At 57.9% G+C, this 19,980-nt stretch carries 16 protein-coding genes; 9 read left to right on the top strand and 7 right to left on the bottom strand.

The genetic code is table 11. The features are described from left to right. Positions 1–71 precede the first annotated feature (71 nt). The gene (locus ACWJJK_RS12590) at positions 72–449 is read right to left on the bottom strand and encodes a hypothetical protein (RefSeq protein WP_133718539.1); all 378 of its coding nucleotides are present in this window, start codon (positions 447–449) and stop codon (positions 72–74) included. Positions 450–808: 359 nt separating this feature from the next. Next, on the bottom strand, positions 809–2,011 hold the full coding sequence (locus ACWJJK_RS12585; RefSeq protein WP_454128128.1) for an ammonium transporter: 1,203 nt from the start codon (positions 2,009–2,011) through the stop codon (positions 809–811). Between the two features lie 301 nt (positions 2,012–2,312). On the opposite strand from ACWJJK_RS12585, the gene ACWJJK_RS12580 reads away from it, so the two are divergent. Together ACWJJK_RS12580 and ACWJJK_RS12575 are read left to right on the top strand one after the other, a co-directional pair. After that, positions 2,313–3,476 (top strand): hypothetical protein, encoded by a 1,164-nt coding sequence (locus ACWJJK_RS12580; RefSeq protein ID WP_434150910.1) that lies wholly within the window; start codon positions 2,313–2,315, stop codon positions 3,474–3,476. 30 nt (positions 3,477–3,506) lie between these two features. Next, entirely contained in the window at positions 3,507–4,250 is a 744-nt protein-coding gene (locus ACWJJK_RS12575) for a ferritin-like domain-containing protein (protein WP_077731592.1), read from the top strand. 149 nt (positions 4,251–4,399) lie between these two features. Here ACWJJK_RS12575 and ACWJJK_RS12570 read toward each other — a convergent pair whose 3' ends face one another. Beyond that, on the bottom strand, positions 4,400–6,217 hold the full coding sequence (locus ACWJJK_RS12570) for an ATP-binding cassette domain-containing protein (protein WP_133718536.1): 1,818 nt from the start codon (positions 6,215–6,217) through the stop codon (positions 4,400–4,402). A 325-nt stretch (positions 6,218–6,542) separates the two neighbouring features. Here ACWJJK_RS12570 and ACWJJK_RS12565 point away from each other — a divergent pair, with 325 nt between their 5' ends. The 5 genes from ACWJJK_RS12565 to ACWJJK_RS12545 are packed head-to-tail and all read left to right on the top strand — an operon-like array spanning position 6,543 to position 14,438. Then, on the top strand, positions 6,543–9,227 hold the full coding sequence (locus tag ACWJJK_RS12565) for an FAD-dependent oxidoreductase (RefSeq protein WP_454128127.1): 2,685 nt from the start codon (positions 6,543–6,545) through the stop codon (positions 9,225–9,227). Between the two features lie 30 nt (positions 9,228–9,257). Continuing rightward, on the top strand, positions 9,258–11,033 hold the full coding sequence (locus tag ACWJJK_RS12560) for a glycoside hydrolase family 2 TIM barrel-domain containing protein (protein WP_156881435.1): 1,776 nt from the start codon (positions 9,258–9,260) through the stop codon (positions 11,031–11,033). After that, the gene (gene galT / locus ACWJJK_RS12555) at positions 11,020–12,099 is read left to right on the top strand and encodes a galactose-1-phosphate uridylyltransferase (protein ID WP_077731590.1); all 1,080 of its coding nucleotides are present in this window, start codon (positions 11,020–11,022) and stop codon (positions 12,097–12,099) included. Before ACWJJK_RS12560 ends, galT begins: the two co-directional genes overlap by 14 nt. Before the next feature lie 7 nt (positions 12,100–12,106). Then, positions 12,107–13,180 (top strand): galactokinase, encoded by a 1,074-nt coding sequence (gene galK / locus ACWJJK_RS12550; protein ID WP_454128125.1) that lies wholly within the window; start codon positions 12,107–12,109, stop codon positions 13,178–13,180. Positions 13,181–13,235: 55 nt separating this feature from the next. Next, positions 13,236–14,438: a hypothetical protein gene (locus ACWJJK_RS12545; protein WP_454128124.1), complete on the top strand. Its 1,203-nt coding sequence runs from the start codon at positions 13,236–13,238 to the stop codon at positions 14,436–14,438. Positions 14,439–14,569: 131 nt separating this feature from the next. Here the strand turns inward: ACWJJK_RS12545 and ACWJJK_RS12540 are convergent, their stop codons facing one another. The 4 genes from ACWJJK_RS12540 to grxC form a co-directional block, all read right to left on the bottom strand. Continuing rightward, entirely contained in the window at positions 14,570–15,442 is an 873-nt protein-coding gene (locus ACWJJK_RS12540) for a cupredoxin domain-containing protein (protein ID WP_434112506.1), read from the bottom strand. A gap of 14 nt (positions 15,443–15,456) precedes the next feature. Next, positions 15,457–17,205 carry a multicopper oxidase domain-containing protein gene (locus tag ACWJJK_RS12535; RefSeq protein WP_434112508.1) on the bottom strand — a complete coding sequence of 583 codons (1,749 nt, stop codon included), beginning with the start codon at positions 17,203–17,205 and terminating at the stop codon, positions 15,457–15,459. Positions 17,206–17,293: 88 nt separating this feature from the next. Beyond that, complete coding sequence (locus tag ACWJJK_RS12530) at positions 17,294–17,848, bottom strand: hypothetical protein (RefSeq protein WP_240507129.1); 555 nt, start codon at positions 17,846–17,848, stop codon at positions 17,294–17,296. 387 nt (positions 17,849–18,235) lie between these two features. Continuing rightward, complete coding sequence (gene grxC, locus ACWJJK_RS12525; protein ID WP_077731586.1) at positions 18,236–18,514, bottom strand: glutaredoxin 3; 279 nt, start codon at positions 18,512–18,514, stop codon at positions 18,236–18,238. Positions 18,515–18,783: 269 nt separating this feature from the next. Between grxC and ACWJJK_RS12520 the strand changes: the two genes are divergently transcribed. Together ACWJJK_RS12520 and ACWJJK_RS12515 are read left to right on the top strand one after the other, a co-directional pair. After that, positions 18,784–18,990 (top strand): YgaP family membrane protein, encoded by a 207-nt coding sequence (locus tag ACWJJK_RS12520; protein ID WP_077731585.1) that lies wholly within the window; start codon positions 18,784–18,786, stop codon positions 18,988–18,990. A 246-nt stretch (positions 18,991–19,236) separates the two neighbouring features. After that, complete coding sequence (locus ACWJJK_RS12515) at positions 19,237–19,818, top strand: hypothetical protein (RefSeq protein ID WP_139841169.1); 582 nt, start codon at positions 19,237–19,239, stop codon at positions 19,816–19,818. Positions 19,819–19,980 lie beyond the last annotated feature (162 nt).

Raw genomic sequence — 19,980 nt, 5'->3', positions numbered from 1 at the left:
GCCGTTTGTCGGATGCTTGTCATCGCGGCGGACGGTCGAGGCTGCCCAAGGTCTGGTGCTCGGCTTTTCCGCTAGATATAAAGAAGCAGGAGTATCAGGGCCATCCCCGTGAGGGCGATCTGCCAGCCGATGCTCGACCAGCTGACTTGGACGCGCTCTTTTTGTTCCTGCCACCAAACGGGAACGGTTGATTTGGCTCGTTGGAAAATTCCGTTCAGCTTTTTGAATCCGAAAAGGAGGATGAGCATCAGCAGCCCGAATCCGAGCCACGCGGTAACTGCCTGAGCTTCATACGGGGTGAGGGCAAGGAGAGCCTCCAGGACATGCTCGGTCACCAATTCGAGAGTTTCGAGCAGAAGTTCCACCGCCGTGATCAGAAAATCCAGCAGCACATCGCCCCAAAAAATAGCTGCGAGCACTCCTGCTCCAATCACTCCGGCCTTTTTCATCGTGGATCCCCTTTGGTTTTTCGTGCCCCGGTTCTCGGGCAGCCGCACAAAAATTTTGCCCAAGCCAGGGTTTATCTAGTTCGCGTCTCGTCGAGCTTCCTCACGGTGTCTTCCTGGTGCAGAACAGAGCGTCGACCCTGCCGTTTTCAGTTTACAGATACAGGCTGCAATCTGCCATTTATAAAGCGTCTTATAAAGCGTCGAACAGGCGATTTCTTGTGACGGGAAACAAGACGCGGCCTAACAGCTTTCTTGAAAACATGACTGGAGAACGCTCTGCACCTATTGGAGCACGACAATATGCTGCCCACGTTTTGAGGATCAAAAGGCCGGTAAAAATCGGCCGAGAGTGAATGAACCTACCAGCCGGCTTCTTTCTCCGGGGAAGCGCTGATTTTATGGATGGTTAAGTCCGCGCCGGCGAATTCATCTTCCGGGTCCAGGCGCAATCCGACCGTAAGCCTGAGAAATCCATAAATCAGGAGACCGCCGACCGCGGCTACGAAAAGCCCGAGCCCGGTGCCGATCAACTGCGATAAGAAACTGACGCCGCCGACACCCCCGAGTGCTGGCAGGCCAAAAATTCCGGCAGCGATTCCTCCCCATGCCCCACAAAGGCCGTGCAAGGGCCAAACGCCCAACACATCGTCAATCTTCCAGCGATTCTGGGTCAGGGTGAACAAGACGACGAACAGAATCCCGGCGCCGGCCCCGACTACCAATGCACCGATCGGGTGCATGAGATCGGATCCCGCACATACGGCAACCAAACCGGCCAAGGGACCATTGTGTACGAAGCCGGGATCGTTGCGTCCCATCAGAAGAGCAGCCAAGGTCCCCCCGACCATCGCCATGAGAGAATTCAAGGCTACTAAACCGCTGGCAGCATTCAAGGTCTGCGCCGACATGACGTTGAAGCCGAACCAGCCGACAGTCAGTATCCAGGCACCGAGCGCCAGAAACGGTATGCTTGATGGTGGATGGGCGGAGATGTCGCCGTTTCGATGATAACGGCCCCGGCGCGGCCCAAGCAGAATCACGGCGACCAGGCCGATCCAGCCGCCTACGGCATGCACCACGACCGAGCCGGCAAAATCGTGGAATCCTGCTCCGAAACTCTGCTCGAGCCAAGCCTGAACGCCGAAATTCTTGTTCCATGCAATCCCCTCGAAAAACGGGTACACGAGCGCGACCAGCAAAAACGTAGCGGTTATTTGCGGATTGAATTTCGCGCGTTCCGCTATCCCGCCGGACACGATAGCGGGAATCGCGGCTGCGAAAGTGAGCAGGAAGAAAAACTTGACCAGCTCATAGCCGTTGTTTTGAGCCAGATGTGCCGCCCCGTCGAAGAATTGGACGCCGTAGGCGATGTAATAGCCGATAAAAAAATAGGCTACGGTCGACATGGCGAAATCCGTCAGGATCTTTACCAAGGCGTTAACCTGATTCTTGCGGCGAACGGTGCCGAGTTCGAGAAACGCGAAGCCGGCGTGCATTGCAAGCACCATGACCGCGCCGAGTAGCACGAAGAATACGTCGTTGCTTTTACTGACTGTCTCCATAAAAACGATCTCTTTGGTTTCAGGACGGGGTGTCGTAAGCAAGAAACGAGCCTTTTGTTCTTGGCAGCATATGGCCTCGTTTTGGGGCATGTCTTCCCGAAACGGTGCAGCGTCGAATGATCCTATATGGTGCGAAAAGGACAGAGGTGCACCAGAGATGAACAATACGTCATGCAGGGTAAGTGAATGCACTTAGATTGTTTGCCTGAATCCATTCTCCTTCCCGCTGTCATAGTCAGGAGTGTTTCGAAAACGAAACGATATTTCCTTGGGACTGACTTATTTTTGGACAGGAGGCGTTATGGCCGTAAAGCTCTTTGACTCGAGGGGTGTTCCCCTTGAAAAGCAACGGTTCACGTGGAAAGAGATGGTTCAGAAGCCGATCAGCAAGCTCGATGACGAGGCGTTCACGCGGGTCAGGATCATCCTCATGAACGGACTTGAAATGGAGGCGCTACGTTTTCAGCACCTGTGCGCACGGATGAACAAGGACCTTCAGGTGCCGCTGGCTAAGGTCAGGCGGGCCGAACAGCATCAGCAGACTACCGTCAATTGGCTCATTTCTTCCGATCATTCACCGCTGGAGACCACCATCGCCTACGAGCAAGTGGCCGTCGAGGTCACCGCGGCGGTAGCGCAAAACGAGCCCGACGGCTATCTGGCTCAGGTTTACCGCTTCGGCTTGCTGGAGGATTTCGACCACCTTTACCGCTATTCGGCGCTGTTGGATCGGCTCGAGGGCAAAGACGCGAACAACATTCTGCAATCCCACACGGACATCATCCCGGGAAGACCGACCGTGGATGAGCATCGAGCGCCGGAGAACGATTTGCGCGAGCACTACGATCGAACCAAAGCGGCCGCGATCAGCAAGCTGCATGCGACGACGATCATGGCCGCCGAGTATCAGACCCATGATTTCTACGCCAATGTCGGACCGATGTATGCCGATGCGGTCGCCCGCCAGTTATATGCCGAAATCGCCTCGATCGAGGAGCAGCATGTCACTCAGTATGAGTCCATCATAGACCCCAACGAAACATGGCTCGAAAAATGGCTGCTGCACGAAGCGACGGAAGCCTACAACTACTACAGCTGCGTGGAGCAGGAATCCAACCCGCGCATCAAGGCGATATGGGAGCGTTTCCTGGATTATGAGCTCGGACATGTCGCATACGTGTCGGAACTGTTCAAGAAGTATGAGAGGCGCGATCCGGCCGAGGTCATTTCAGACACGTTGCCGGAACCTATTCCGTTCAAGAGCAACCGCGAATTCGTCCGCAAGGTGCTCGATCAAGAAGTGAACTTGCGCACCCGCGGCACTCAATTTGTCGATAAGTCGCAGGAAGATTCGGCGTCCTTGGATTACCGGCAGCATATGAATTCGGACGGGTCGCCATCTCAAACGGTGGCGGCGGGATACCAGTGGTCCCCCGGTACCGAGTTGAATCGCAGGGTCGCATAAATCGCTAGAAACCGTCTGAGGAGTTGAACCATGGAAAAAACATCAGTCGAGATGAGCTCGAAAAATCGCACCGGTATCGGCATGTCGCCGGTCGACAGCCAGCGGATGATAGACGCGGCGCAGGCGGCTCCTCCGAGTTCGTCGGGAGACGAATCGGCGCTTGCGAAACTCGATAGCGTCTATATTCGGGAAGCCGAGCCGGTGGGGTCGGTTCCGCCGCCGGGTACCTTGAAAGGTATGGCTCAGGCCACCCTACAGAAACTGACCGGCAAGCATCCCGAAGTCTTGGTCGATAAGCTGGGCGAGCGCCTGGCGTTCGAGCGCACCGGTACGCGGCTCTACGACTATCTCATTAACAAATGTGAAACCGCGTCCGAGGCCGGCTCGCCGATCTCCGTCGACACGCTCAAACGTTTTCGGCGAGAGGAGGCACAGCATTTCAAGCTGGTCGCAAAGGCACTGGAGTCGTTAGGCGCCGATCCGACCACGCAAACGCCCGGTGCGGACGTCAGCGCCGTCGCGTCGAGCGGAGTGCTTCAGATCATGAGCGATCCGCGCACCTCCATAGACCAATCCTTAGAAGCAATCCTCACCGCCGAGTTGGTCGATCATGCCGGTTGGGAACTCTTGATCCGATTGACCAGCGAGATGGGGCTTGATGATATGGCCAACGATTTCCGGACGGCGCTTGCGGAGGAGGATGATCACCTGATGCAGGTGCGCCAGTGGCACGAACAATCCACGCTGTCCCACGCAGGCGTATCGGCGATCTGACGGCCATCGGTGCGGCTGCCTCGGGATTCGGCTTTTTATTCAGGCAAAGGTCGGCCCGAGGCGGCTGCAGGGCAGTAGGATGATGCGCTGTCGTACCATAGGATCGTATTGCCTAACGCCTTTGCTTCGCCCATTTTATTCGTCACGATTCATGCCCGCGCAGCCGGAGTGATTTTGGGATTCTGAGAAACGGCGTTTCCTGCTTGCAGCTGCCACATGGCGTCGAATACACCGCGCCGCCGTCTCAGTTCCTCGGGGCTGCCGTCCTCGACGATACAGCCTTCACTGAGCACGATGATCCGGTCGAACGAGGCCACCGTGGACAGCCGATGAGCCACCGCCAGCACGGTGCGGCCCCGCATGAGCTTGGCCAGCGCCTGGTGAATCTCGAGCTCCGAAGCGGTATCCAGTGCCGAGGTGGCTTCATCCAAGATCAGGATCGGCGCGTTCTTCAGAAAGGCGCGGGCGATGCCGATGCGCTGACGCTGACCTCCGGACAGTTTCACGCCGCGCTCTCCGACCAGCGTGTGGTATCCCTCCGGTAACGCGCGGATGAAGGCATCGCAAAAGGCCTGACGGGCCGCGGCGTAGACCTCCTCGTCGCTGGCCTCGGAGCGGCCGTAGCGGATGTTGTCCAGGATCGAACGGTGGAACAGCGAAATATCCTGCGGCACCACGGCAATAGCCGCACGCAGAGCATCCTGCGGAATTTCGGTCACGCACCGACCGTCGATCAGAATGCGGCCTGTATGAACATCGTCGAGCCGTTGCACCAGGCTCACCAGCGTCGACTTGCCGGCGCCGGATGGGCCGATGATGCCTAGCCGCTGTCCGGCCGGAATATCGAGGCCTAGATCGCGGAAAAGGAGATCGCCGTTTGCATAGCCGAAGCAGACGTTCTCGAACTTGATGGCTCCGCCTTGTGGCACGAACGGTTTCGCCCGTGGACAATCGGTTACCGAGTGCGGCTTGCCGATGTCCCTCAGGGTCTCCGCGATAAGCCCGAGCTGCTGAGTGGTGCCGAACAGGGCAAAGGCGAGGTCGCGGGAGCCGTGTAGTATGCGGAATGTCAACGTGCTGACCAGCACCACCTCGCCGGGCGTAATCCGATTCTCAGCCCAGAGTTGGAGCGCCCAAGCCAGTATGGTTCCCGCCATCAACCATAGCAGCAGGTCGTGAAGCACCCTGGTTTTCTCCTGATACATCCAGCTCCGCCGCTGGCTTTCGGCTTCCAATCCCAAATGCTCGGCCAAGCGTTCCCGTTCGCGTTGCCGGGCGGAAAATGCCTTCACCGCCCAGATGTTTCCCACCACGTCAACCAGTTCGCCATTCGCGCGCGAACACTGTTCAGCATAATGGCGATGTATGGGTTGGCCGCGCCGCCCGAATAGAATCATGCCTCCACCGACGATCGCGACAAAGACGCACAGGAGCGCAGCCATGTCACCGTGGACAGTTCCCAGCACGATCATAGCGCCCAGGAAATCGGTGCAAGGCGGCACCATATTCCAGGCGAGTACGCTGAACAGCGTCCCCGTGGCGGCAGCGGTTTCGCTGATGCGGTTGCCCAGGGAGCCGGCCATACGATCATTGAAATAGCACATGGAGTGGCCGGAGAGGTGCTGGAACAAATCGAGCCGCACATCCACGCCGGTGCTCACCATGGTCCGGCAGCCGAGCCAGCCGCTCAATCGCCACAGCCCATGCTCGACACCCACGAGAGTGATAAACAGTGCCAGGGGACCCCAGACGGCCAGCCGATTCCTCTCCGGAGCGGACATGGCGTCTACCAGAAACTTCATGCCCACCTGCACACCGATGGCGCAGGCGGCGGCGCCGATCACCAACAGGAACAAACCGGCGAAATGGAACGGCCGGCGCCGAACATAGTGCAGGAGAAAGAATAAGGGACGTCTCAGAAAACGAGGTGTCGCTTCGGACGTATTCGAATTTTTGGTGTCTGGCATCTGTCCCTGATCCCTAAACCGCAAAGCTCATGCGCAATTGCAACGGCAAGGCTTGGCATCATGCTTATGACGTGTCCGCTCTAACCGCCAGTTATCCGACCCGATGCTAAGCGGATCGAAACCTCGGGTGAATAGGGGCTGTCCCGTATATCAGGAGGATATGTAGGCGTTGAACATGCCGACAAACAAGGATTTAGCGCTTGATTCGATGTTGGAGCGGGTTTCGCGTTCTCCGTACTTCGGAACCGCGAACAAACGGACCCGGTCTCATTGGATAGTCTATTTTTCGCGATGCAGCAGAAAAATCCATTTCCAAGGAGGGCTCATGGAAAAAACACCCAAGATGACCGTATTTTCCCACCTACGTTGGAATTGGGTCTGGCAACGCCCTCAACATCTGCTGTCTCGCCTGGCCAAGCATTTTTCCACTGTCTTTATCGAGGAGCCGCTACACTCTGAAGCCGCGCATTGGGAGTTTCATCGCCCGGTTCCGGGGGTGCTTGTTGCCACCCCTTTCACGCCTATTCTCGACCCGGGCTTCAACCATCGCCAGTTCACGGAACTGGAGCCGCTCATGGACGACTTGAGCGAGCGCGAGGAACTGCGCAATGGCCTGGTTTGGCTCTACACACCCATGGCGCTGCCTTTGGCCCGTCGGCTCAAGCCCACGGCGATGGTCTACGACGTCATGGATGAGCTGTCCGCTTTCAAGGGCGCCTCTCCCGATCTATTGGAGTTCGAAGCGGAGGCCTATCGCGCAGTTGACCTGGTATTCACCGGAGGCCCCAGCCTGTATCGCGCCAAGGCGCACCGCCATCCCAACGTACACTGCTTTCCGAGCAGCGTTGATGCGGCCCACTTCGGCAAGGCTGGCGAAGCCGGCCTGGATCATCCCGAGCAAGCGGATCTGCCCCGGCCGCGGCTCGGCTTCTTCGGTGTTATCGACGAGCGCATCGACCTGCCGTTACTGGACGCCATGGCACGGACAAGGCCGGACTGGCAATTGATGATGGTCGGACCCGTCGCCAAGATCGATCCCGCGGAGTTGCCACGGCACCCCAACCTCCATTACTTCGGTCAGCGTTCCTATGAGGAGCTGCCCGCATTCTTGGCTGGATGGGACCTTTGCCTGTTGCCCTTCGCCCGGAACGATTCGACCCGCTTCATCAGTCCGACCAAAACCTTGGAATACATGGCGGCGGAAAAACCGATCGTCGGCACGCCCATCGCCGACGTGGCGGGGCCCTATGGGGAGATCGTCCACCTTGGGGATAGCGTCGAGCAATTCGTCACCGCCTGCGACCGGGCGCTGACGGAAGGGGACGATCGCACCCGGCGCAGCGAGGCGATGCGCAAGGTATTGCGGAATACGTCCTGGGATGCTACCGCACGGTCCATGGCCAACGAGATCGGCAAAGTGCTGCACGGACGCCGGCGCGGCTCCGGTCCCGTTTCCCGCCGTTCGATGCGATCGCAGAAGGAGCAGTGGGATATTGCCATCATCGGAGCCGGACCGACCGGCCTATCCGCCGCTTATCATGCCCCCGGCGCATTGCTGCTGGAAACTAACGACAGCATAGGCGGCTGGTGCCGCTCCATCGAGGAGAACGGTTTCACCTTCGATTATGCCGGGCATATCATGTTTTCCAATGATGGGTATGTGCACGAGCTATACCGAAAGCTTTTGGGCGACAACGTGCACTGGCAGGATCGGGAAGCCTGGATCTACAGCAAGGGCGTGTACACCCGCTATCCGTTCCAGGGCGGTCTGTACGGCCTGCCGCCCGAAGTCATCAAGGAGTGTCTCGTCGGTGCCATCGAAGCCCGTTTTGGCCCCCTGAGTGAACGGAAAACTCTGGGTGGTAACCGCCGGGAATCGCACCGTGAACGGGATTGCCGGATCGGGGACGTGAAGGATTGCTGCGGCGACGGCATCCTGGAAAGTACCGTCCGCTGGGGTGCTGCGAACACTCGGAAAGGACTGCCGGAAGGCTTCGCAAATTTCGAGGAATTCATCTATAAGGTGTGGGGCGCCGGCATCGCCAAGCATTTCGCCATTCCCTACAACCGCAAGTTATGGGCGGTGGATCTCAAGGCGATGGAAACCTCCTGGCTGGGCGGACGGGTACCGCTGCCCGATCTGGAGGACATGATCGAGGGCGCCTTGAGGCCGGTGCCCAAGCCCATGGGACCGAACGCCCGCTTCGGCTACCCCCTGCGGGGCGGGTTTCAGGCGCTGATGAACGGCTTTATTCCCCACGTGCGCGATCGGCTCCGCCTCAATGCCGGGGTGGTCGCGATCTCTCCTCACCGGCATACCGCAACCTTGACCGATGGCATGCAGATCGAGTACGGCCACTTGATCAGCACGATGCCGCTGCCGGTACTGGTCCGTAGCCTCGGCGAGGAAGCGCCGGTCCATATCCGCCGGGCGAGCGAGGGTTTACGCCACGTCTCGGTACGTTGCGTAAATCTCGGGATCGGCCGGCCCCATCTCACCGAGAAGCATTGGATCTATTACCCAGAGGACACGGTATTTCACCGCATTTTCGTGCAGGGCAACGCCAGCCCCCATTGCAATGCGCCGGGCGGTTTCGGCCTCACCTGCGAGATCACCTATTCGCCCGCGAAACCGCTGCCCTGCGACGGTGACGCCTTGATCGAGCGCTGCGTTCGAGACTGTCAGAGGGTTGGCATGTTCACCCCCGACGACCCGATTTGGGCTGCCCACCAAGTGGACCTGCCGCATGCTTACGTCATTTACGATCATGTCCGTGCCGAAAACGTGAAGCTGATCCGGGACTGGCTTGCCGAACACGACATCCTTTTGGCCGGGCGCTACAGCGAATGGGAGTATTACAATTCCGATCACGCCTTCCTCGCCGGAAAGCGGGCCGCCGAGGCGGTGCGGGAGCGGCAGACTAAGCGCGCGCAACACAAGATGAGTTCAGCTTCCGAATCGGTGCTCCTGGCTGCAGCGGCGGCCGCGGAGGGCGCGCTGAAATTCTAGAGCGGCGCGATGACATGTAGAAGGATCGGTATGGATAGCCGCTATCCAAGACCTCAACTGCGGCGCCCCGACTGGATATCGCTGGATGGTTCGTGGCGCTTCCGGTTCGACGATGAACTGGCTTTCCGGGTACCGCGCGACGTGCCCGACTGGCCTTTGACCATCGAGGTGCCGTTCGCCCCTGAAAGCCAGCGGAGCGGTGTCGCCGATACGAGTTTTCACCGGGCGTGCTGGTATCAGCGGGAGTTCGATCTTCCGGAAAATCGCAGCGGCAGGGTTCTGCTGCACTTCGGCGCGGTCGACTGGCAGGCTCGGGTCTGGGTCAACGACGTCAAGGTGGCCGAACATCAGGGCGGGCATACGCCCTTCGGCGCCGACATCAGCTTCGCACTGGCGCCCGGTCGCAGGCAGCGCATCACGGTGTGGGCCGAGGATGACCCTCATGATCTCGAAAAGCCGCGCGGCAAGCAGGACTGGCGGCTGGAGTCCCACAGCATCTGGTATCCACGTACCACCGGCATCTGGCAGACCGTGTGGCTGGAATTCGTGGGCGACAACTACATCGAAAAAATCCGCTGGACCCCCAGCGTGGAGCGCTGGGACATCGCCTTCGATGCTTACGTGACCGGGAGGCATCCCGATGAGACTTATGTCTCCGTATGTCTCCGCTGCGGTGCGCAAATTCTCGCGAACGACACCTATCGCGTCATCGGCGGCGAGGTGCATCGACGGATCGGGTTGTCCGATCCCGGCATCGACGACTTCCGCAACGAACTGCTCTGGTCTCCTGAATGGCCTACGCTGATCGATGCCGAAATAAAGCTGCTCTGCGAAGGGCAAGTGGTCGATCAAGTGTATTCCTACACCGCTCTGCGGTCTGTGGGCGCACAGCGGGAGCGCATTTTGCTGAACGGCCGGCCTTATGTTCTGCGCCTGGCCTTGGACCAGGGCTACTGGCCGGATTCGCTGATGACCGCACCCACGAGCGATGCGTTGAAGCGCGATGTGGAGCTGGCCAAGGCCATGGGCTTCAACGGGGTGCGCAAGCATCAGAAGATCGAGGATCCGCGCTACCTGTATTGGGCCGATGTGCTGGGCCTCCTGGTTTTCACCGAAATGCCCAGTGCCTATCGATTTACCCACAAGGCCTTGAATCGGCTGCTGAGAGAATGGACCGAGGTCATCGAGCGCGACATCAGCCATCCCTGCGTGGTGATTTGGGTGCCTTTCAACGAATCCTGGGGCGTTCCCGATCTGCCCGCGTTGCCGGCGCCGCAGGATGCGGTTCAGTCCTTCTATCACCTCACCCGGTCTCTGGATCCGACCCGTCTCGTCATCGGCAATGACGGTTGGGAAAGTTCCGCCACCGACATTATCGGCGTACACGATTACGACGGTAACCCGGACCATATCCGCGCCCGTTACGGACCCGAGGTCAAATTGCAGGAAGTGGTCGACCGGCGCTGGGCCGGAGGGCGCATTCTGACCCTGGATGGGCACCCTCACCGCGGCCAGCCGGTGCTGCTTTCCGAGTTCGGCGGCGTGGCTTACATTCGGCCCGGAGACGAACGCTACGACCGTGGCTGGGGCTATCAACGCTACGACGATCTCGAGGAATACAAGCAGCGCACCTGCGCCATCATCGAGGCGGTGCGCTCAACCGCAATGTTCAGCGGCTTCTGCTACACGCAGTTCGCGGACACATTCCAGGAGGCCAACGGCCTCTTATTCGACGATCGCACTCCGAAGATGCCGGTGGAAGACATAGCCCGCGCGGTGCGCGGAAACAATTATGTACACCCGTGATCTCATGAAAGCGGACGGCCGCACGCTGAGCCTGTACAGCCGTCGGCCCATCGCCTGGAATATCCAGCCCTCGCTGCTGTCCGCCCCGGAAGGGCTCAATCCCCACCTCCGCTGGCATCCCCTGCGAGGCGAATGGGTGGCCTATGCTGCCTATCGGCAAGGGCGCACCTTTCATCCGCCGCCGGAGTACAACCCTTTTGCACCCTCGGACGATCCGGACAATCCCACCGAACTGCCCTGCGGCGACTATGACATCGCCGTGTTCGATAACCGCTTTCCGGCACTGACCGGGAAGGCTCACGATCCGCCCGAAAGCCTGGTCAGCACCCTTCCGGCCAAAGGCCACTGCGAAGTCGTCGTGTTCACCCAGGACCCACAGAGTAGCCTAGGCCGATTGCCCTTGGATCACATCGAGTTGCTTCTGGAAGTCTGGGGGCGCCGCACGGAAGTCCTCGCCATGCGCCGGGATGTGCGTTATGTGTTGCCTTTCGAGAATCGCGGGGCCGAGGTAGGCGTGACCCTGCATCATCCTCACGGTCAGATCTATGCCTATCCCTTCGTGCCGCCGTTTCCCGAGCGCATTCACCAGAACGAAGCCGAGCATTTCGAGAAGACCGGCGGTTCGTTGCTCCAGGAATTGATCGCAGCGGAGGCTAAGAGCGGCGAGCGGGTGCTGTATCTCGGCGAGCACGCGATCGCATTCGTGCCGGCATGGGCGCGCTATCCGTACGAAGTGTGGGTGGCCCCCATTGTCGCGGTTCCGTCGTTCTTGGCTTTGAATTCCGAGCAGCGGGCCGATCTGGCCGCCGCCCTGAAAACGGTTCTGCTCAAATACGACGGGCTTTGGCAGCGGCCATTCCCTTATCTCATGGCTTGGTACCAGGCTCCGGTCGATCGGCGCCAGCATCCGGAGTGCCATCTCCATGCCGAGTTCTATCCGCCCTACCGTACCGCAGACCGGCTGAAATATCTGGCCGGCACCGAGCTCGCCGCCGGCATGTTCGCGAATGACGCATTGCCGGAAGAAAAGGCAAGGGAACTCAAGGCGATAGCGGTGGCTTGGTGAGTAATGAATGATGGGAGCAGACCACCTCAAGTTCTCCGAACTGTACGGTTCCGAACCCGAGCTCGAAGCCGGCGCGCCGGGCCGGGTGAATCTGCTCGGGGAACACACCGATTATAACGACGGCTATGTTCTTCCCACCGCGATTCCGCAGAGGACCCAGGTCGAAATGGCACGGAGCCAAGACGAATGGTGCCGATTTTATTCGGCGAATTTCGACGAACTGGTTCGCTACCGCGCGGGCGGCGCCATTGCCCATGGGTTCACCGGCTATGTCGCAGGTTGCATTGAAGTGCTTCGGGAAGCGGGCTGCGCCATAGCTCCGGTGAACCTCCTGATCCGCTCGGAGGTTCCGATCGGGGCAGGGCTATCCAGCAGCGCGGCCCTGGAAGTCGCGGTGCTGAGGGGATTACGCGGTTTGTTTCAGCTCGATATAGACGACCTCGCCATCGCTCTCCTGGCCCAGCAAGCCGAAATCCGGTTCGCCGGGGTCCGTTGCGGCATCATGGATCAGATGGCGGCGAGCTTCGGCGATGTCTTGCACATGCTGTTTCTGGACACCCGGACGCTGGAGCGCCGCTTGCTGCCCCTGCCGGAGCACGCCGAACTGATCGTGCTGGACAGCGGCGTGCCGCGCCGCCTGGCCGCTAGCGCCTACAACCAGCGGCGCCAGGAATGCGAGGAAGCCGCTCGCCGATTGGGTGTCATGGCCCTCAGGGATATCGGCGACCTTGCGATTACGGAGAGCCTGCCGGAACCTTTGAACCGTCGCGCGCGTCACGTCTTCAGCGAAAATCAGCGCGTGCTCGTGGCGGTGTCCGGCGTATCGGCCGAGGAGTTCGGCGAGCTGATGAATGCGTCCCATGCAAGCCTCCGTGATGACTACGAGGTGTCTGTTCCGGCCCTCGATCTTCTCGTGGAGCTATTGCAAAAACAGCCGGCCGTCTACGGCGCCCGGCTCACCGGCGCAGGTTTCGGCGGTGCCTGCGTGGCGCTGGCGAAGGCGGGGCAAGCCGCCGCGGTGAAGGCGACGGCCCTTGCCGCCTACCGCGCTCAAGGGCATGACGGCCGCGTGCTGGTGTAATCCCGTGCCCCCCGTAGCTCTTAATCGACCGCAATTCATACAACGAGGCTGCTGAATGACGACCGATCACATCGCTCCGGCACTTCTCAAGTCCTTTTGGATGGCAGGATTCGAGGGAGCCAGCCATATCAATTCATCCGGCAAGCGTCTGGACATGGTGCATTCCACGCACCATGACCTCCTGGTGGACAGCGACTATGCCATGCTGCGCGAAGTCGGGACTCAGGTCGTTCGGGAAAGCGTACGCTGGCATCTGATCGAGCGCGGCGGGCGATTCGATTTTTCCTCGCTCGCTCCCATGTTGCGCGCGGCCAACGAGCACGGCGTCCAGGTCAACTGGACCCTTTGCCATTATGGCTGGCCGGACGACCTGGACCTGTTTTCGCCGGCTTTCGTGCATCGCTTTGCCCGCTTTTCCGCCGAAGCTGCGCGCTTCATCGCCGATCACAGCAATGCGGAACCCGTATATTCGCCCATCAATGAAATATCCTTCATCTGCTGGGCGGTTTGTCATAGCGATTTGATGTACCCGTACGCGGTTCACAGCAAGGGCCGGGACAACGAACTGAAGCGCCAGCTCGTTCGGGCCGCCATCGAAGCGATTGAAGCGGTGTGGGAAGTGGATCCTCGTGCGCGCATCATCCATATCGATCCTATCATCCACATCATCGCGCCGCCCGGCCGCCCCGATCTGGAAGACGCGGCGCGGGCGCAGCGCGCTTCCATGTTCGAGGCTTGGGACATGTTGCGCGGCTCCCGCGACGAGGATTTGGGCGGGGACCCGAAGTACCTGGACATCATCGGCGTCAACTATTATCACTCCAATCAGTGGGAGTATCTAACGAATGACCGTCTCCACTGGCACCTCGGCGATCCAAGGCGGATGCCGCTGCACCGCTTGTTGCAAGAGGTGTACGAGCGTTATCAGGTCCCCATGATCATCGGCGAGACCAGCCATGTCGGCGCCGGTCGGGGGCAATGGATACGGGAAATTGCCGAAGAGGTGTGCAGGGCGCGCCAGTTGGGTGTACCGGTGGAAGGCGTCTGTCTGTACCCGATAGTCGACCGCACCGACTGGGAAAACGACCATCACTGGCACAATAGCGGACTATGGGACGTGGAACCCGACGAAGAAGGCGTTTTGCGGCGGGTGATCAATCAGGCGTATCTGGACGATTTTCTGGAGGCGCAACGCCATCTCAACCGGGAAGAATGCAAGTTGCAGCATCCGGAGGCGCAAGGCGCCTTCGGTGAATGAAGCCGATTCGGCCTGCCGTCCGCGGACGGGGTTACAGCGGGTATTTTTGCGTATGAGGAGGGCGGTTTTTGCCCGTTGCAAGGCTTCTTCCAGGCTGAGTGAGGCGCCTCGCAACGGGAGTGTGGCCCGGCTTACTTCTTGAAGCGGCGGTATATGGAGATTGCTAAATGGACGGCTTGATCAAACAGGTTCTTGCCGAGGTTGGCTCCATAGATGACGACGTCTTTCGAGCTCATGCCTTTGAAGCGCTGTTTGAAATTGCTCACGGCAAATGGTGTCGCGAACAAGCCGAGGGCTAGGCCGATAATGAATGTGCCGGTATTGGACGAAGATTGAGGCGCCGGCAGCGGTTGAGCCGCTGTAGGTTGAGTAACTGCAGGCTGCGCTGACGTAGTAGCCGCTATTTGCGTTGGGCCGTAATTGTCGGGAATGGCGAAGTCGGTCAGACCGGGGATACTGGGAAACGTGCCGCCGCCTTTCCCAACGACCAGCTGCCCTTTCATTCCCTTCTCCATGTGCTGGGCGATATCGCAGTGCACCAGATAGGTCTTGTCTTCCTTGGGCACGATCAGCGTACCGCTTATTTTGGCTGGGCCGGTTACCTCCAAGTGGAACATGCCCTTGTCGTACAAATACTTGGGCAATCCATGCATCATCCATTGATGGCGAATATTGTCCTCGTTGATGAAGTGCACCGTGAGGCGCGTACAGGGCTTAATGCGCCACTCCTGCTTGTCGAACGCGAACATGGTGCCGGGAAATTTCTTTGAATACTTGTGCCCGGCCCGTACGGTGATCTCTTCGTCCCCGCTGATCTTGTCGCAGCCACCGGGCAGCTTATCCTTGTTTTGGCCCATGACCATGCCGCCATCCATATCCATGAGGTGGCCATCACCGTGATCCATCAATAACTTATGTTCTACGATTTCCTGCTGTTTCGCGGCATGGGCCGACGAAGCGGTCAGAAAAGCGCCGAAGATTATGAGATGCGTAAACTTTGACATGACGTTCGACTGCCTCAATGCTTGCCTTTGGCCTGGGACGCGAGTTGGTTGATTACAGCGAGTACGCGTTCCCGGTACAGATAGAGCACATAACCCGCAATACCGAACAGCAGTCCATTGAAAAGGCTGCCCAGCGGATTGGATGACGTATCGGTGGCGACCACGTCTGGCGCAGATTTAACTCCGGTCGTTCCGGTCACGCTTGCCGCAGCCGCTGTTTGAATGCCTGCAGGCTCAGCCAAGCTGCCCCAGTCATCTGCCCAGTCTTGCCATACGGGTATTTTTCTCTCCCAAAATTCCTTGGTGAAATACGGAGTCAAATCCATGCCGTGAGTTTTCGGCGTGCCGTTTTCCTCTAGATAAGACTTGTACACGATGAGACTGATGCTGCCGCCTTCGCCCATGCCGTCGGTGGTGAAGGATCTTTCGACATGGTCGTGGAACATCCATATACCGGACCCGAAGCTGTGCAAGCCGTCATCCGTCGTATTGATCGACAGGTCCAGCCGCTGGGCCGGCGCCATCATGTAAACATCACGGGTCACCTGAGCGCTGGGGTTCTGTTCGACCCCGTCATAATGAGTTTCGGTCGCCTTGTGGCCATGCGTATGAAGCGCAAGCGTCTCGGTATGGCCGTTCAAAATGCGCAGCTTGATCTTCTCGTTCGGGTTAACCGTAATGAGCGACTCCCGAAGCGTGTACGGGAAGGAGCGTCCGTTCAGTAGAAAATAGTCGTCAGTCGCGTCCGTGATGTCATACTCCTGGTTCATCGCTCTCGCGATCAGGCGGGGATCGTTGGCTGCCTGCGGAAGTTTATGCAGATCTTTGTCGACCGACTGATAGTGCAGGTCGTATTCCTGGCTGAATTTTTCCAATACCGCTACGGAGGGATGGCGAACTTGGCCGGCGCCCACGTTAAAGGTTTGAACCCAGTTGTTCGGCCGGTTCTCTTCCACTATAAACATGCCCGCGAGCCCCATCGGAATATGCGTATGAGGTTGGACGTGGCAGTGATAATACATAGTGCCGGGCTGACGTGGCCGGATCACGTAGGTCTTGCTTTGGCCCGGCATGATATCCATTTGGCTGGTTTGGCCAACGCCATCGTTGCCTTCGCCGCCGTGGTCCATGAAGGGGTGGTCGACGCCGTGAAGGTGTATCGAGTGAGGGAAGTAGTGGGTATTCTCAACGACCAGCCAGACCACGTCGCCCTGCTCGACGCGTATCGGCGTGGAGGGCATGCGCAGCATCGGATTTGCTTCCACGCTTGCGAAGCTACGCGTCGACATATCGCGGGTTTTCGGAGCGAAGACCCAGAAGCTGGGTTGTATGCCGGGTGCGATATCGAAGGTGGGTACTACGCCGGCGAAATCCGGCGAGTGCCCGTTTACTTCCATGATTTCGACTTTAATGATGATATGGTCGGGGTCACCGTCGCCATCCATGTCATTGGTTTTCGTGATCGCATCCGCAGCTAAGCTGGACGTATCCATGATCGTTTGCATGGATATGTTGTTGGTTCCCTTCACGAACGCCGCGATGTCTGCCGGATTATCCGCGTTGCAGACCCTCGATTCTTGAATGTTTACGCCTTCGATGACTTGAGCTTTGCGCCATTCGCTAGGAACCCCGCTGTTGCAGAAAGGTTCTGCTTGGCCGAGTTGGACTTTGGCGCTGGGCGGTGGAGAAGTAACGGCTCCGGCACCGGTGGATAAGCTCAACAGGGCCGAACCAAACAAGAATACGAGGGAGCGTGTCTGCATTTTGAGTACCGTTGGGAACAGAGATTCGAAGACTTGACTAAGACTGGCGACGGATGGCGCTTAGTCAATCGATCCGACCTAAAAGTTCCTAAGAGGTCTTTTTCAACATCCGATCTACGGCGCCTTTGAACGACGCATTGGAAAGATAAAAGATATAGCCGGCCGCAATCAAAATGACGGCAATGACCAAGTAAGTGCTGGTCGAAGGCCCGGATGCGGAGGCTCCGACACTAAAGGGTACGTGGGCGTCCACCTTTTGCCCTTCATTGACCAGGGTCACATGGGCCAAGTACTTACCAGGCTCGGTGAAGTTGATTGTGGTGTTGGCGGTGCCGGTCGGATAGGTCGACGGCTCCTTGTAAAAGACGCGGGTTCCTTGCGGTTCCTTGGTGATTTCAAATTCAACCGTCATGTTTCGCAACGCCTTCCCTTCGTAATCGAATACCAGGGTGGCTGAACCAACTTCGGGAATGGAATCGCAGTATTCGGTTGTTCCAGTCAACTGCGGTTGGTAAGCGGTGAAATGGACCCAGTGCGGGCCGACCGGAATGCGGCAAGCATCCAAATCGACGCCGGAGGCTCCTCCGTGCGCCCAGCTCGATACGGGGATCACGGCGGAAACGAGCAGGCTCAGAGCGAGCAAGCACTCTTTGAAGCAAATTAGTTTACGCATATCTCTTCCCTCACTTGATGGATTATCGGATTTTTGTATTACGTTGTTGAAGCGGGCCTAATGGAAGGCTCGTAGTTTCTCGACTTCCCCTCGCCTCCGAATGAGCTAAAGGAATAGGTAAATATACATAAGCAGGGTGCCATGCACAATGTTTCGGTCCAACGCACGCCGCGTTGTCTGCTTCTTACCGTTTGGATTGGCGCTAATCCGGTACAGCAGAACGAATTGGTATTAAAGACAGATATTCGCGAATTTAGTTTTGAGACAAGTCAATAATTCACCGCTGGAAAACCTTTCAACCGCTTTTCGATACGGAACGATTCTTAGTTGAAAGCTAAGCCAGAGCGAGGGGAGTTTCTAATCGTTGCCATGCCCTCGAGCATTGGCCAGCAAGAGATCAAGCTGGCCGACACGCTCCAGGGCAGCGAGGTCGTCATAACCCCCTACATGAGTTTCGCCGATGTAAATCTGGGGTACCGTGCGGCGTTTTGTCCTTTCCATCATTTCGATGCGGAGTTCCGGCTCCAGGTCGACCCTGATCTTTTGGATATTCTCGACGCCTTTTTTCAAAAGCAAGCGCTCCGCCATGACACAATAGGGGCAGAAGGCTGAGCTGTACATGATTACATTAGCCATCCAATATTTTCCTCGAATGTGCGGCCAGCGTTCAGAGCCGTCCCATATTCCATCGATGTTCGAAATTTGGTTTCTTCGTCATCAAGGCAGCCGAGTTCACCAAAAAAACCCGGTTGATACTATCCGCGACAGGACCGTTTTCTGCTCGCTTTTCCGAATGAGTCTTGCAGATCATGCGCCGACGTGCGTCACACTCGATTCATCGGCGAACTCGTACTTTATCGCGGGCTCGAGTTTGATATATTAGAGAATTCTAACATGAGGCTGCTATGACTACACATCGTTTAGTAAGAATTTTCGCAGGATTTTTTGTTTTGCTATCGTTGGCGCTTGGCGCGGAAGCCAGCCCGATATTCGTAAACAAGAACTGGCTTTGGTTTACAGCATTTGTCGGAGCCAACTTGTTTCAGAGCGGATTTACCAAAATTTGTCCTTTGGAAACCATTTTAAAGAGACTTGGATTCAAAGAGTCCTGAAAACGGGGAACCCTTCCTCCTAGCGGAGCTGTCTAATTTTATTCGAGGACGTCGACTTCCAGGCGATGCGGTCGTGTGATCGCGTGGGACGCTCCATGACGAGGGGAACCGTAGCCGACGCCGTGAAGTTGCTTTATGAAGGGGCATCTGTGCGGGAATCGCATCGGAGGCATCGATTATCGGCGTTGGTCGGGCTGCAATTTCAGCTCGGATGTTTGTTCGGATTGTCATGGACGGAGCGTCGCGATGGACAGCATCTGGTTTTCGATCGCTCGGAGAGTGCTCAACAGTGTCATTCTGGCTGCTCTGGCGGCGTGCGCCGCTCAAGAGCCGAAACAGCTTTACGCAAATGCCAAACAAACCACCGCAACGGTCAAAGAGATCGATTTGCAAAGCCGTCAGGTCTTTTTGACGGACGCAAACGGAAACGGATTCGCCGTACACATCGACCCGAAAGTTGAAAATCTCGCCAAAATGAAAGTCGGCGATCAGGTGACCATCGGTTATTACGAGGCGCTTGCGGCCGAGATCAAAGATCCCGGCGAGGGTGCAAAGGATGTCAAAGTTGGAGAAGGAAGCTCGATAACACAGTCCGGAGAGCGTCCGGGCGGATCGGTAGGGCGCTCGGTCAGGGCGACGGTGAAAGTCTTGTCCGTCGATCACGATGCGAACAGAGTGACGATTTCGAGCCCGAGCGGTCGCGTGCACACGGTTGAGGTGCGAAATCCTCAGCTCCGAAAGTACATAAAGAACTTAGGGGCAGGGGATGAAGTGGAACTCACCTACACTGAAGCGGTCACGATAACCGTGGAGCCCGTTGAAGACTGATTTTCACAACCCCGCCCTCAAACCCGATCGATCTTTTTCGACGCTCCAAAACTGACATCGTCCCAATTACGCTTTATTCTGTAGAGCATATTCTTCGGTCCGGGAGCAGGCCGACGGAGATATCGCTCGTCGATGCCGTTTTTCTCGAATTGCAAATTTCGT

The sequence above is a fragment of the Methylocaldum gracile genome, from assembly GCF_053646815.1.
The sequence above is the reverse complement of the archived record's forward strand: the minus strand, read 5'-3'. Positions and strand labels throughout refer to the sequence as shown.